Genomic DNA, 12,821 nt, shown 5'->3' with positions numbered 1-12,821 from the left:
GCGAATCTGCGCCAGGCGTGCTTGATAGGCGGCGGTCGGATCGTTGCTGCGCTGCGCGTCGATTTGCTGCTGCACCGCTGCGATGCGGTTCAGCATTTCATCGCGCGTCTGCGGCGTGCCGGTGTAGGTGCTCGGGCCACCCGGCGCGGAGCCGTTGCTACGCGGGGCATCCACGCGCACGGTGGTCTTGGCCTTCACGGCTTCGCCGAACATCTGCATCTTCGCCATGCGGATGCGCTGGGCCTCGTCGTCGTTCACCGGCTGGCCCGGGTTGCCGGGGTTGGCCGGCGGGGCCGGCGGCGCGTCCGGGTTGGACGGCCGCGCGATCTCCAGCGGAGCCGACGCCGGGCCGGTCGGCATGTCGGGCACCTTGAGCGGGCTTGCCGGCTCGATCAAGCCGCCGGTCTTGTCGCCTGCGATCTCCTTGGCGAACATCGACGTGTTGCCGGCCTTCTCCTTGGGGCCGTCCGCCGGCGCGTTCTGCTTGGCCGCGCGATCCGCCGCGACCAGGGCCATGACCAGCACGAACGACAGCAGGACGCCGCCGAGGATGTACATGGGCATGTTGTTGACGCGACGGACGCCCGCCTTCTTGGACACTTCGCCAGGCGAAGCGTCAGGTGCCATCTGATCGGCGTTTTCTGTCATGGCGTCACTCCTTGCGCACCCAGTACCCGGCCGGCGCGAACGTGCCGTTTTGCGCCAGGTAAGGGCGGGTGATGGATTGATTGCCGACCATCAAGGTCAGGCGGTACAGGTTCGAGTCGCCAGCCTGGTCGAGCACGTAGCGCAACGGCAGGCCGCCCGACGCGGCCGTGGTGGCCGGTGCGCTCGCCTGCGATGCCGCCGAGGCCGGGGCCTGCGTGGAAGCGCCGGCCGGGGCGTACTCCAGGAGGGCATAGCCCTTGTCGCGCAGCGACTTGACGAGCGCCTGGCCGAACGGATCGGGCGTCGGCTGTTGCAGCTCCAGGCGCGTGCGCGCCGGCGCGTACAGCGTGGCGAGCTGCTGCACCGCGTCGGTGGCGAGCTTCTGCTGATCGAGCGCGGCCGACTGGACGAAGTTGCCGTACTGGCTGGTGGTTGCGCAGCCGCCGAGGCCCAGGGCGAGGGCGAGCAGCGCGAGAGAGACGATCTTGCGCATGGTCACTTCCTCCGGCTGATGGTCACGCGGTCTTGGCTACTGCCAACACCGGCAATCAGGATCGCGCGGTCAAACACCGTGTCCACGATGTAGCGATTGCCCTGCACGCGGTAATTGACCAGCACCGTTTCGTCGTCGGTGAACAAGCCGCCCTCTTTGCGCACGACCAGGAGCGTCGGCGCTTCGGTCTGCTGCATCGTGCCGGGCATTTCGATGATGGTCTTGCGGCCATCGTTGTAGACGCGCACAGGCTTCCAGCTCGCCGACCCGGACAGCTCATAGTCGAACGAGAGATCGCCCAGGTACTCGCCCGTCGCCGGCAGGGTGTTGTCGGTGCGTTCCTGCTTCTCGCGGCGCTGGATCGCGTCCCACTTGGCTTGCGCTTCCTCGGGGTACGTGAACGAGACTTGCGGCATGTACTCGGTGCGATGCGAGCGCAGGCGGAAGTGGTAGCTGCGGCGGTTCGTGGTCACAACCAGGCTGGTTTCGAGGCCCACGTCCATCGGCTTGATGATGAGGTGCTGAACCTCGGTCGCGCCGCTGCCGGTGATGGCCGGTTCCACCGTCCACCTGGCCGTGTCGCCCAGGTTGATCGAGTTCACTTGTTCGCCGGGCTGCAAGGCCACGTCGCACACCTGGAGCACCGCGCAAACGATGCTCGGCTGCTGCGCGCCGTACACGAACTTGATGGCACCGCCCGAGCCGGCCACCGGCTTGATGCCGGTCGCCGACCCCGCTTCCCACCGTTTGGCGATGGCGAGCGCCGCGCGCTCTTGAGCGGTCAGCGTCGGGTTGGTCTTGTTGAAATACTTGTCGGCAATGTCGTCGCCAGGGGCGGCCAGAGCCAGGGAGGGCACCGCCACAGCAGCGCCCACGATCAAAGCGGAGAGGGTTTTCTTCATGGTGGATGACCTCGAATTCATTGGATGCGGGACCAGGAGTAATCACGCACGTAGATGCTCAACGGGTTGTTCCGCAGTTGCTCATCGGTGGTGTTGGGCGTGACCTCGGCGATGTAGGTAGTCACGAGCGCGCGCCAGGTGACGGGCTGACCTTTCAGCGTGCCTTGGCGGTCGCGCGTGGTTTCCACCCACTCGACTTGCCAGGTGTCGGGCGTTTGCGGGATGACGGTCTTGATCTCGACGCTGACCATTTCCTTCTCGGCGCGCTTGAACGGGCTGGAATCGGGCGTGCCGTTCAACCACTCGTTCATCTTTGGCGTCGCCGGATCGTTGGGGGCGAGCATCGAGTACGCCTTGAACACGCACTTGCGCTGCAAGGCCACGTCAGGCGACACCATGCGCGCGCAGCTCATCCAGTCCGCAACGGCGGCGTGGATGACACGCGGATCGGCCTTCCCTGCGGCCTGCACCGGGCCGGCGGCCACCGTCTGGCCCAGCTTGTCCACCTCGACCACGTAGGGGATGAACTTCGACTGGCTGCCGATGTGGATCACGCCACCCACGCCGGCCAGCGCGATCAACAGCGACAGGATGCCTATCACCTGCCAGGTTTGGCGCTGCGAGACGACGCTGCCCACGTGATCGTTCCAGGTGCGGCGCGCGGCCAGGTAGGGGTTCTCGGCCTCGCCCGCACGGCGGCCGCCGGCGAGCGGTTCCTTCGAGCGGCGCGGATCGCGCGGCTCGGCGGAGTTGGCGGGCTTCTTGAAGATCAAGCCCTTGAGGGTGTCGGCGATGCTCATGCGGCCTCCAGGTAGTCGTTGAGATTCAGCCCACGGCCGGCCAGCCACTCATGCACCCATTCGTGGCCGAACTTGGCTTCGAGGCTCTTGATGGTGGCGACCGATTCCTTGTCGGACGCACCGACGAAGGCCAGGGCCATCGGCCCCAGGGCAAGGTCATAGAGACGGCGGCCGTTCTCCGAGACGTAGTAGTACTGACGCTTCGGAATGGCAGTCGCCAGGATTTCGATCTGACGCGCGTTGAGGCCCATACGGCGATAGAGCGCCGATGTGTCCTCATCCCTGGCGTAGACGTTAGGCAGGAAAATCTTGGTCGCGGTCGATTCCACGATCACGTCCAAGATGCCCGAGTTGGCCGCGTCGGAGAGGCTTTGCGTCGCCATCAGCACAAGGCAGTTGGCCTTGCGCAGCACCTTGAGCCATTCCCTGATCTTGGCGCGGAACGCGGGGTGGCCCAGCATCAACCAGGCTTCGTCCAGGATGATGACGGAGGGCTGGCCTTTCAGTGCGCGCTCGATGCGGCGGAACAGGTAGAGCAGCACCGGCAGCGCGAACTTCTCGCCCAGGTTCATCAGCTCTTCGATCTCGAACACCGTGAAGTCGGACAGCGACAGGCCGTCCTCTTCGGCGTCGAGCAGGTGGCCCATCGAGCCGTCCACCGTGTACTGCTTGATGGCCTCGCGGATCGCCTCGTCCTGAATCGTCACCGAGAACTCGGAGAGCGTGCGCGCGCCGCTGGCGTGCATGCTCATGATCGCGTTGCCGATCTCGTTGCGCTGCGCCGGCGTGGTGTTGACGCCGTTCAACGCCAGGATGGTGTCGATCCACTCCATCGCCCAGGCCCTATCCCCCTTCGTTTCGAGGAACTGGAGCGGGCAGAACGCCAGGCGGTCATCGTCGGCGGCCACCGTGAAATGCAGGCCGCTCTTGCCCTTCGTGGCCGCGCGGATGCCGGCCGCGAGTGGGTACATCGACATGCCCTTGTCGAAGGCGTAGATCGACATGCCGGCGTAGCGACGGAGCTGCGCGGCGATGATGCCCAGGTGCGTCGATTTGCCTGCGCCGGTCGGGCCGAACATGAAGGTGTGGCCCAGGTCGCGCACGTGCAGGTTCAGGCGGAACGGCGTAGCGCCCACCGTCACGCAGTGCATGAGCGCCGGCGACAGCGGCGGGTACATCGGGCACGGAGCCGTGGCGCTGCCCGTCCAGATCGAGCTTGTCGGCAGCAGGTCGGCCAGGTTCATCGTGTTGATGAGCGGCCGGCGCACGTTCTCGACGCCGTGGCCGGGCAAGCTGCCCAGGTACGCATCGAGCGTGTTGATCGTCTCGATACGGGCCGCGAAGGCCAGGCGGTTGACGGCCTTCTCGACCAGGAGCGCGGAGGCCGCCAGGCGCTCCCGATCCTCGTCCATCAGCACGACTACGCTGGTGTAGTAGCCGGCCGCCACCAAGCCGCTGTTGACCTCGGCGATGGCCGCCTCGGCGTCGCCGACCATCGCGGCCGCGTCCTGGTTGATCGAGCCGGTATTCGTGTTGAACACCTGATCGAAGAAGCCGCGAATCTTCTGCTTCCACTTCTTGCGGAACTTGTCCAGGTGCTTCAAGGACTCGTGCTGATCCATGAAGATGAAGCGGCTCGACCAGCGGTATTCGCTGGGCAGCTCGGCCAGGGCCGAGAGCACCCCAGGCGTTGACTCCAAGGGGAAGCCTTCGATGGCGACCACCTGGATGAACTTGCGCCCGATCTTGGGCACGACGCCGCCCCACAGCTCTTGCCCGCCGATTACCGCATCGAGGTACATCGGATTGCTGGGCAGCATGACCGGGTGATGGAGGCCCGTCACGCAGAACTGCAACCAGCTCAGGAAGTCATCGTGCGTGACTTCCCTGCCCTCTTCCGACACGACTTTTTGGCCGCGCAGGCGCGTCATCTTGACCGCCGAGGACAGGCGCGATTCCAGGCTGGTGATCTCGCGCTTGAACTGCGCAATCAGGCCCGTAGTGCGCGCCGTATGGTCGGGAGCCACCGCATCGTCATCGAACATGAGTTCGACAAACTTGCGCTGGGCCAGCACTGGCGGGAACCACGTGACGGTCAGGACAAAGTAGCCCTCGAACATCGCGCCCAGGCCCTCGAACAAGCGCCGGCGTTCCTCGTCAATGGCGAAGGAAACGGAGTCGGGGAACGATGACACGCCCCGCTCCGAGTAGTTCGGCGCAGGCCGACGCACAGCATCGACATGCACCATCCAGCCGTTCCCCAGGCCCGCCAGGGCCTGGTTGATGCGGAACGACACCATTTCCCGCTGTTCCTCGGTGCTGCTGGCGTTGTCATCACCCTTGTACAGCCAGGCGGCCATAAAGGAGCCGTTCTTGCCCACGATCACGCCGTCATCGACCACGGCGGCGTAATTGAGCAGATCGGCCAGGCCGGCATCCTTGGCGCGATGCTTCTTGAGCTTCAGCTCGGCATCGACAGCCCGGATGCGGGCAAAGAGGATGAGCAACAGAACCGCACCGAGCACAGCAATGGCAATTGCGATTGCTTCGATCATTTGTATTGCTTCCCTTGACTCGGCGTGTTGTCACGGAAGGGCGTGCTGCGAGCCGGGTAGTACGGCTTGTACCGGCGGTGCCGCAGGTACACGTGTCGCAGCTTCGGATCGGCCTTCGCCATGAGGCGCAGCGCGAAGAGCGCGCCGAACCACAAGGCGATGCCGAACACCGTTGCCCTCACTTCTTGGGCGCTGAAAATCAGCGCGCCGGCCAGCAGGCCCGAGAACATCACCAGCTCACGATCCCCGCCCATGAACAGGTTTTCTCGGTTGCCGGCCCTACGGATGGGGATCGCGCGCAGAGCCATGACTTACCCCGCGATGTGGCCGCGCTCGGCCCAGCGCATGACGGCTTCGCCGGGGAAGCCGGCCACGTCCAGCGCGGCGACCTTGACCTGGTGCAGCGCGCCATCGGTCAGGGCGGCGATTTCCGCGCCACGGCCGAAGAACGTGCTCATCATGTTCTGCGCGCCGACCAGCAGGGCCATGACCAGGACGATGAAGATCAACGTGCGGAAGAAGCCGTTGAGTTCGCCGCCGAAGATCAGGATGCCGCCGGCGACCACGATGCCGATGATCGACAGCGCGAAGGCCACCGGGCCGGTGACGGAGTTGCGGAGGTTGGTCAGCCAGCTCTCATACGGCAGAGAGCCGCCGGTGCCCTCGGAGGCGAATGCGTGCTGGGGGGCCAGCAGGAAGAACGCCAGGAGGGCGAAGAGGCCCATGTAGAACAGGGCGTTGCGGTTGAGGCGGAATGCCGGGAAGGTTGCTTGCATTGGTCGTAACTCCTAGTCAGAGGGTTTTGGTGATGTACTGGCCGTTGGCGAACCCGGAAACCTCCAAGATTTCCTGGATGCGCCGCGAGCCTTCGACGCGGGCGATATGAACAACCACGTGAACCGCCTCGCCGATAAGCGGTTCAATGGGTTTCGGGGAATCGGGGTGCATGCTGATGAGCATGGCGAGCCGATCCAATCCAGCTTTGGCGTTGTTTGCGTGCAGGGTTGCAGCACCTCCTTCGTGCCCGGTGTTCCAGGCCATCAACAGATCAAGGGCTTCGGGGCCGCGCACCTCGCCGACCAGGATTCGGTCGGGGCGCATGCGGAGGGTGGTTTTCAGCAGCGCCGTCATGTTCACGTCGATGCTGGTGTGGTACTGGACGTAGTTCTCGGCGGCGCACTGGATTTCGCCGGTGTCCTCGATGATGAAAACCCGCTCGGTCGGGTCTTGAATCACCATCTCGTTGATGATCGCGTTCACCAGCGTGGTCTTGCCCGAGCCGGTGCCGCCGATCACAAGGATGTTCCGGTGCGCGCGCACCGCTGCAATCAATGCCTCGCGCTGCGGCGCGGTCATGATTCCGCGTTCGACGTACTGATCGAGCGTGAAGATGGCGACGGCCTTCTTCCGAATGGCGAAGGTGGGTGCGGGCACAACCGGCGGGAGCTGGCCGGCGAAGCGACTGCCATCAAGGGGCAGCTCGCCTTCCAGGATCGGCTTGGAGCGCGTGACTTCCTTGCCGTGGTAGCCCGCGATGGTTTCGATGATGGCTTGCGCCTGCGCGACGCGCAGCGTGCCGATGCACTTCATCGGCTCGCCCAGGCGTTCGAGCCAGAGCTTGCCGTCCGCGTTGAGCATGATTTCAACGGTCTTGGGATCGTTGAGGGCGGCCAGCAGCTCCGGCCCCATGTCGCGTTCGAGCTTCTTCTTCGCCCGTTCCTTGATGCTGTTGTGTTCTGGTTTCTGGTCGGTCATTCCGTATGCCCTGTATGCCGTTGCGTTTCGCGCATTCTACACAGGTTCATACGATATACCGAACTAATTTCGACCGCAACACCGAAGCGCACAAGGGTGACTTCGGCCGCGACGTTGCATCGCGGATTGCAGGGGCGAAAGAGGCGACAACGCGGCGCATGCTCCGTGCGCCCTCGCGCCGAACCCGTGGCGTTTGCGTTATGGGTTGTCCGGGGGTTGAGCCACCCCGGCGGGCTTTAGCGGCTAAAACTTGGCTGGCTCTTGTGGCTCAGTTCCGCGCCGCTTCCCTTCCCTTCTCACATCCTGGCGTCAACTCCCTCTAAGTTTCTTCCTTGTCGCTTCGCCCCACTTCTTGACGATGAACGCCTGGTGTTCTGGCAGCACGGCCGCCACGCGCTCGAAGCCTGGCGGCAGGCTTCGGGGTGCCTTGCCGCCGGCCAGGGTGTCAAGGGCTTCTTTGTCCAGGTCGGTCGATTCAAGCAGGAGCGGCAGGGGAGTTTCAAGGGCCTGCGCAATGTCCTCCATCACCTTTAGGGAGGGGTTGGCTTTGCCAGTAGTGAGATCGGACAGGAAGGAGATCGAAACCCCCGACCTGTCCGATAGCTCCTTTTTCGTCATGTGCCGCTCATCGAGCAGCCGGAGCACGTTCGTGAAGAAGATGTAGTTGTACAAGGCCCGTATGCCTTCTCGGTGCGGGCGGCAGAAAATTTTAGCCGCTAAAGTTCTTGACCACGGACGCAGGTTTAGCTAAACTGACGACTCCATTAGCGAAAGGAGCATGACGAATGAGCCACAACCTGTTCCAGTTTATCGGTAATCTTACCCGCGATACCGACGTTCGCCATAGCGAAAACAGCGCCCGCGCCGTTTTCGACCTGGCTGTCAATCGCGTGTGGCGCAACGCAGCCGGTGCGAAGCAGGAGCAGACGGACTTCTTCCGCATCAAGTCGTTCGGCGGCCTGGCCGAGAACGCGGGCAAGTACCTGGGCAAAGGCTCCAAGGTGTTCGTCCAGGGCCGCATCGAGCCGACGAAGTACGAGAAGGACGGCAAGACCGAATACGGCTTCGATTTCATCGCCGAGGAAATCGAATACCTGGACACCAAAGCGCCAGGCGGCGGCCAGTAAGGCCAGGCCCGGCCACGGCCGGGCAGTATGCTAGGAGGGAGATTAGATGCAGAACGAGTTCAACGAGCAGGAATACAGGCGCAAGCTCATCGAGGGCGGGCTTAGCGAAGCCGACGCCACCGACCTTGCCGCCCGTACCGCCGCCGCTCGCAGGGACTCGGGCAGCGCCGGCGGGGCCTTCCGCCCCGCCGGTTCCCTCTTCGAGCTGCCGGCCACGGCCGGCGACAACGAGGCGGCTTTGCCGCCGAAGCTACCGACGCCGGCAAGTGCCGCCGTCGAGCGATCCGAGCGCATGGCGCAGGAATCGGCCGAGCTTGCGCGCACGATGGGCCTGCCGCCCGAACCGCGCACCGCCGTGAACAAGATGGCCGAGCAGATCGGCGCGCTGGCCCAGGACAAACGGAGTAGTGCGATGGCGACCAAGAAGCGAACGGCCGGCGGTGAGCTGGCCGAGAAGGTCAGCGAGGCCAAGCAGACGGCCTTGCTCAAGCACACGAAGCAGCAGATCAAGGACATGCAGCTCTCGCTGTTCGACCTGGCTCCCTGGCCGGATCACATGCGGGCACTGCCCAACGACTTCGGGCGGTCGGCGATCTTCACCGTCCGCAACAAGAAGGTGCCGCGCGCCGCGCTGCAAGGCCAGTCGATCTACCACGTCAACAAAGACGTGGAGATCACCTACACCGGGATCGAGCTGCGCGCCGACGACGACGAGCTGGTATTCGCCCAGGTGCTGGAGTACGCGAAGCGCACCGCGCTCGGAGAGCCGGTTTCCTTCACGTTCTACGAGCTTTGCCAGGACTTGGACTGGTCAATCAACGGTCGGTACTACACAAGGGCCGAGGAATGCCTGACGCGGCTCCAGGCGTCGGCCATGCAGTTCTCATCCCAACGCATCGGCCGGCTCGAATCGGTGTCGCTGATCCGGCGCTTCCGCGTCCTGGATCGCGGCAAGCGCACGTCGCGCTGCCAGGTCGAGATCGACGCCGAAATCGTGGTGCTGTTCGCCGGCGACCACTACACGAAATTCGTGTGGGAGAAGTACCGCAAGCTGTCGCCCACCGCGCGGCGCATGTTCGACTACTTCGCCACCCACAAGGAGCCGTACCCGCTCAAGCTGGAGACGTTCCGGCTGATGTGCGGCTCGGATTCCACCCGGCCGAAGAAGTGGCGCGAGCAGGTAGGCGAAGCGTGCGACGAGCTGCGCGAAAACGGCCTGGTCGAAAGTGCGTGGGTGAACGACGACCTGGTGCATTGCAAGCGGTGATCGCCCCCCTGCCCTCCCCTGGAGCCGCCCGAGATCGAGGCGGCTTTTTTTCTCGAGCATCGCCACTTCCGGCGAGGCAGGGGTCGTCTCAGAAAACGGAAAATAAAGCACGCTAAGGCATAGCCGAACCTGCCAAGCTTGCTCCACCCTGTAGTGACGCGATCAGCGGGCAGGAAACGTTCCCCCTTCGCGCATGGCAGGCGCACACCAACTCAGACAGCACGGCCTCCATGCGCGCCAGGTCAGCCATTTTCTCGCGCACGTCCTTGAGCTTGTGCTCGGCCAGACTGCTGGCTTCCTCGCAATGGGTGCCATCCTCCAGCCGCAGCAGCTCGGCGATCTCATCCAGGCTGAAGCCCAGCCGCTGGGCTGATTTCACGAAGCGCACCCGCGTTACATCCGCCTCGCCATAGCGGCGGATGCTGCCATAGGGCTTGTCAGGCTCCAGCAACAAGCCCTTGCGCTGATAGAAACGGATGGTCTCCACATTGACCCCGGCCGCCTTGGCGAAAACGCCAATGGTCAGGTTCTCCAAATTGTTTTCCATATCGCTTGACTCCGTACATGAGTACGGAAGTAAGGTTACGCTATCCAATTTCAATTCGAAAGGACAAGCGCATGTCTGAACCAAAAACCGGGCGCGGCGCGCTCTTCACTGGAGGGCTTGCCGCCATCCTCGCCTCGGCTTGCTGCCTCGGGCCGTTGGTTCTGATCGCCTTGGGGTTCAGCGGCGCTTGGATCGGCAACTTGGCGGTGTTGGAACCCTATCGCCCCATCTTTATCGGCGTGGCGCTGGTGGCGTTGTTCTTCGCCTGGCGGCGCATCTACCGGCAGGCAGCGGCCTGCAAACCGGGTGAGGTCTGCGCGATTCCCCAAGTGCGAGCTACTTACAAGCTCATTTTCTGGATCGTGGCCGCGCTGGTTCTGGTCGCGCTCGGATTTCCCTACGTCATGCCATTTTTCTACTGATCGGAGTTCACCATGAAGAAACTGTTTGCCTCCCTCGCCCTCGCCGCCGTTGTTGCCCCCGTCTGGGCCGCCACCCAGACCGTCACGCTGTCCGTACCGGGCATGACCTGCTCCGCCTGCCCGATCACTGTCAAGAAGGCGATTTCCAAGGTCGAAGGCGTCAGCAAAGTTGACGTGACTTTCGAGACACGCCAAGCGGTCGTCACCTTCGACGATGCCAAGACCAGCGTGCAGAAGCTGACCAAGGCAACCGCAGACGCGGGCTATCCGTCCAGCGTCAAGCAGTGAGTCACTGAAAACGGCACCGCAGCACAACGGACGTCATTGTCTGGCGCCACAAACGATAAAGGATCTGTTGCATGACCCATCTAAAAATCACCGGCATGACTTGCGACTCGTGCGCGGCGCACGTCAAGGAAGCGCTGGAAAAAGTGCCAGGCGTGCAGTCGGCGCTGGTGTCCTATCCGAAGGGCACAGCGCAACTCGCCATCGTGCCGGGCACATCGCCGGACGCGCTGACTGCCGCCGTGGCCGGACTGGGCTACAAGGCAACGCTAGCCGATGCGCCACTGGCGGACAACCGCGTCGGACTGCTCGACAAGGTGCGGGGATGGATGGCCGCCGCCGAAAAGCACAGTGGCAACGAGCCCCCGGTGCAGGTAGCGGTCATTGGCAGCGGTGGAGCCGCGATGGCGGCGGCGCTGAAGGCCGTCGAGCAAGGCGCGCAGGTCACGCTGATCGAGCGCGGCACCATCGGCGGCACCTGCGTCAATGTCGGCTGTGTGCCGTCCAAGATCATGATCCGCGCCGCCCACATCGCCCATCTGCGCCGGGAAAGCCCGTTCGATGGCGGTATTGCGGCAACTGTGCCTACGATTGACCGCAGTAAGCTGCTGGCCCAGCAGCAGGCCCGCGTCGACGAACTGCGGCACGCCAAGTACGAAGGCATCCTGGGCGGTAATCCGGCCATCACCGTTGTGCACGGTGAGGCGCGCTTCAAGGACGACCAGAGCCTTACCGTCCGTTTGAACGAGGGTGGCGAGCGCGTCGTGATGTTCGACCGCTGCCTGGTCGCCACGGGTGCCAGCCCGGCGGTCCCGCCGATTCCGGGCTTGAAAGAGTCACCCTACTGGACTTCCACCGAGGCCCTGGCGAGCGACACCATTCCCGAACGCCTTGCCGTAATCGGCTCGTCGGTGGTGGCGCTGGAGCTGGCGCAAGCCTTTGCCCGGCTGGGCAGCAAGGTCACGGTCCTGGCGCGCAATACCTTGTTCTTCCGTGAAGACCCGGCCATCGGCGAGGCGGTGACAGCCGCTTTCCGTGCCGAGGGCATCGAGGTGCTGGAGCACACGCAAGCCAGCCAGGTCGCCCATATGGACGGTGAATTCGTGCTGACCACCACGCACGGTGAATTGCGCGCCGACAAACTGCTGGTTGCCACCGGTCGGACACCGAACACGCGCAGCCTCGCGCTGGACGCAGCGGGGGTCACTGTCAATGCGCAAGGTGCCATCGCCATCGACCAAGGCATGCGCACGAGCAACCCGAACATCTACGCGGCCGGCGACTGCACCGACCAGCCGCAGTTCGTCTATGTGGCGGCAGCGGCCGGCACCCGTGCCGCGATCAACATGACCGGCGGCGATGCGGCGCTCGACCTGACCGCAATGCCGGCCGTGGTGTTCACCGATCCGCAAGTGGCGACCGTGGGCTACAGCGAGGCGGAAGCCCACCACGACGGGATCGAGACCGACAGCCGCACCTTGACCTTGGACAACGTGCCGCGTGCGCTCGCCAACTTCGACACACGCGGCTTCATCAAGTTGGTTATCGAGGAAGGCAGCCATCGGCTGATCGGCGTACAGGCGGTCGCGCCGGAAGCGGGTGAACTGATCCAGACGGCGGCTCTGGCCATTCGCAACCGCATGACGGTGCAGGAACTGGCCGACCAGTTGTTCCCCTACCTGACGATGGTCGAGGGGTTGAAGCTCGCGGCGCAGACCTTCAACAAGGATGTGAAGCAGCTTTCCTGCTGCGCCGGGTGAGAAAAAGGAGGTGTTCAATGAACGCCTACACGGTGTCCCGGCTGGCTCTTGATGCCGGGGTGAGCGTGCATATCGTGCGCGACTACCTGCTGCGCGGATTGCTGCGCCCGGTGGCGTGCACACCAGGCGGCTACGGCTTGTTCGATGACGCCGCCTTGCAACGGCTGTGCTTCGTGCGGGCGGCCTTCGAGGCGGGCATCGGCCTCGACGCGCTGGCGCGGCTGTGCCGGGCGCTGGATGCGGCGGACGGCGACGAAGCG

At 64.2% G+C, this 12,821-nt stretch carries 15 protein-coding genes and 1 pseudogene; 6 read left to right on the top strand and 10 right to left on the bottom strand.

Annotated elements, in window-relative coordinates; all coding sequences use genetic code 11:
* The 9 genes and pseudogenes from N878_RS00860 to N878_RS00820 all read right to left on the bottom strand — a co-directional run.
* Positions 1-648 (bottom strand): annotated as a pseudogene (locus tag N878_RS00860) (conjugal transfer protein TrbI); the annotation flags it as partial.
* Between the two features lie 4 nt (positions 649-652).
* A complete protein-coding gene (locus N878_RS00855) occupies positions 653-1,141 on the bottom strand; it encodes a conjugal transfer protein TrbH (RefSeq protein WP_006122479.1) in 489 nt (162 codons plus the stop codon).
* Positions 1,142-1,143: 2 nt separating this feature from the next.
* Positions 1,144-2,043: a P-type conjugative transfer protein TrbG gene (gene trbG, locus N878_RS00850; RefSeq protein WP_006122480.1), complete on the bottom strand. Its 900-nt coding sequence runs from the start codon at positions 2,041-2,043 to the stop codon at positions 1,144-1,146.
* Between the two features lie 17 nt (positions 2,044-2,060).
* Positions 2,061-2,843, bottom strand: coding sequence for a conjugal transfer protein TrbF (locus N878_RS00845; RefSeq protein WP_011114048.1), 783 nt, complete (start codon positions 2,841-2,843; stop codon positions 2,061-2,063).
* Positions 2,840-5,398: a VirB4 family type IV secretion/conjugal transfer ATPase gene (locus N878_RS00840; protein ID WP_011114047.1), complete on the bottom strand. Its 2,559-nt coding sequence runs from the start codon at positions 5,396-5,398 to the stop codon at positions 2,840-2,842. Before N878_RS00840 ends, N878_RS00845 begins: the two co-directional genes overlap by 4 nt.
* A complete protein-coding gene (locus N878_RS00835; RefSeq protein WP_001207961.1) occupies positions 5,395-5,706 on the bottom strand; it encodes a conjugal transfer protein TrbD in 312 nt (103 codons plus the stop codon). Before N878_RS00835 ends, N878_RS00840 begins: the two co-directional genes overlap by 4 nt.
* A gap of 3 nt (positions 5,707-5,709) precedes the next feature.
* Entirely contained in the window at positions 5,710-6,174 is a 465-nt protein-coding gene (trbC, locus tag N878_RS00830) for a conjugal transfer system pilin TrbC (RefSeq protein ID WP_011114046.1), read from the bottom strand.
* Between the two features lie 16 nt (positions 6,175-6,190).
* Positions 6,191-7,153 carry a P-type conjugative transfer ATPase TrbB gene (gene trbB, locus N878_RS00825; protein WP_000132020.1) on the bottom strand — a complete coding sequence of 321 codons (963 nt, stop codon included), beginning with the start codon at positions 7,151-7,153 and terminating at the stop codon, positions 6,191-6,193.
* Between the two features lie 309 nt (positions 7,154-7,462).
* Positions 7,463-7,825 carry a transcriptional regulator gene (locus N878_RS00820; protein WP_011114045.1) on the bottom strand — a complete coding sequence of 121 codons (363 nt, stop codon included), beginning with the start codon at positions 7,823-7,825 and terminating at the stop codon, positions 7,463-7,465.
* 113 nt (positions 7,826-7,938) lie between these two features.
* Here N878_RS00820 and N878_RS00815 point away from each other — a divergent pair, with 113 nt between their 5' ends.
* Both N878_RS00815 and trfA read left to right on the top strand, forming a co-directional pair.
* A complete protein-coding gene (locus N878_RS00815; RefSeq protein ID WP_000019167.1) occupies positions 7,939-8,280 on the top strand; it encodes a single-stranded DNA-binding protein in 342 nt (113 codons plus the stop codon).
* Between the two features lie 46 nt (positions 8,281-8,326).
* Positions 8,327-9,547 (top strand): plasmid replication initiator TrfA, encoded by a 1,221-nt coding sequence (trfA, locus tag N878_RS00810; protein WP_011114072.1) that lies wholly within the window; start codon positions 8,327-8,329, stop codon positions 9,545-9,547.
* Positions 9,548-9,659: 112 nt separating this feature from the next.
* On the opposite strand, the gene N878_RS00805 is transcribed toward trfA, so the two are convergent.
* Entirely contained in the window at positions 9,660-10,094 is a 435-nt protein-coding gene (locus tag N878_RS00805) for a mercury resistance transcriptional regulator MerR (RefSeq protein ID WP_003131969.1), read from the bottom strand.
* Between the two features lie 71 nt (positions 10,095-10,165).
* Between N878_RS00805 and merT the strand changes: the two genes are divergently transcribed.
* The 4 genes from merT to merD form a co-directional block, all read left to right on the top strand.
* A complete protein-coding gene (gene merT / locus N878_RS00800) occupies positions 10,166-10,516 on the top strand; it encodes a mercuric ion transporter MerT (RefSeq protein ID WP_003131974.1) in 351 nt (116 codons plus the stop codon).
* A 12-nt stretch (positions 10,517-10,528) separates the two neighbouring features.
* Entirely contained in the window at positions 10,529-10,804 is a 276-nt protein-coding gene (merP, locus tag N878_RS00795) for a mercury resistance system periplasmic binding protein MerP (protein ID WP_003131987.1), read from the top strand.
* A 71-nt stretch (positions 10,805-10,875) separates the two neighbouring features.
* Positions 10,876-12,561: a mercury(II) reductase gene (merA, locus tag N878_RS00790; RefSeq protein ID WP_003158917.1), complete on the top strand. Its 1,686-nt coding sequence runs from the start codon at positions 10,876-10,878 to the stop codon at positions 12,559-12,561.
* 17 nt (positions 12,562-12,578) lie between these two features.
* Positions 12,579-12,821, top strand: a 243-nt coding sequence (gene merD, locus N878_RS00785) for a mercury resistance co-regulator MerD (RefSeq protein WP_021441790.1), incomplete at its 3' end; no start/stop codon positions are given.

The organism is Pseudomonas sp. EGD-AK9, from assembly GCF_000465935.2.
In the GTDB taxonomy this organism is placed as follows: Bacteria; Pseudomonadota; Gammaproteobacteria; order Pseudomonadales; family Pseudomonadaceae; genus Aquipseudomonas.
Note: the sequence above shows the minus strand (reverse complement) of the source record. Positions and strands in the feature narration are given on the sequence as shown.

Excerpts from the sequence above, each read along its gene's own strand:
- N878_RS00840 (WP_011114047.1), bottom strand. The coding sequence starts at position 5,398 with ATGATCGAAGCAATCGCAATTGCCATTGCTGTGCTCGGTGCGGTTCTG.
- merP (WP_003131987.1), top strand. The coding sequence starts at position 10,529 with ATGAAGAAACTGTTTGCCTCCCTCGCCCTCGCCGCCGTTGTTGCCCCC.
- merA (WP_003158917.1), top strand. The coding sequence starts at position 10,876 with ATGACCCATCTAAAAATCACCGGCATGACTTGCGACTCGTGCGCGGCG.
- N878_RS00835 (WP_001207961.1), bottom strand. The coding sequence starts at position 5,706 with ATGGCTCTGCGCGCGATCCCCATCCGTAGGGCCGGCAACCGAGAAAAC.
- N878_RS00855 (WP_006122479.1), bottom strand. The coding sequence starts at position 1,141 with ATGCGCAAGATCGTCTCTCTCGCGCTGCTCGCCCTCGCCCTGGGCCTC.
- N878_RS00815 (WP_000019167.1), top strand. The coding sequence starts at position 7,939 with ATGAGCCACAACCTGTTCCAGTTTATCGGTAATCTTACCCGCGATACC.
- N878_RS00845 (WP_011114048.1), bottom strand. The coding sequence starts at position 2,843 with ATGAGCATCGCCGACACCCTCAAGGGCTTGATCTTCAAGAAGCCCGCC.
- merT (WP_003131974.1), top strand. The coding sequence starts at position 10,166 with ATGTCTGAACCAAAAACCGGGCGCGGCGCGCTCTTCACTGGAGGGCTT.
- trbC (WP_011114046.1), bottom strand. The coding sequence starts at position 6,174 with ATGCAAGCAACCTTCCCGGCATTCCGCCTCAACCGCAACGCCCTGTTC.
- trbB (WP_000132020.1), bottom strand. The coding sequence starts at position 7,153 with ATGACCGACCAGAAACCAGAACACAACAGCATCAAGGAACGGGCGAAG.
- trbG (WP_006122480.1), bottom strand. The coding sequence starts at position 2,043 with ATGAAGAAAACCCTCTCCGCTTTGATCGTGGGCGCTGCTGTGGCGGTG.
- trfA (WP_011114072.1), top strand. The coding sequence starts at position 8,327 with ATGCAGAACGAGTTCAACGAGCAGGAATACAGGCGCAAGCTCATCGAG.
- N878_RS00805 (WP_003131969.1), bottom strand. The coding sequence starts at position 10,094 with ATGGAAAACAATTTGGAGAACCTGACCATTGGCGTTTTCGCCAAGGCG.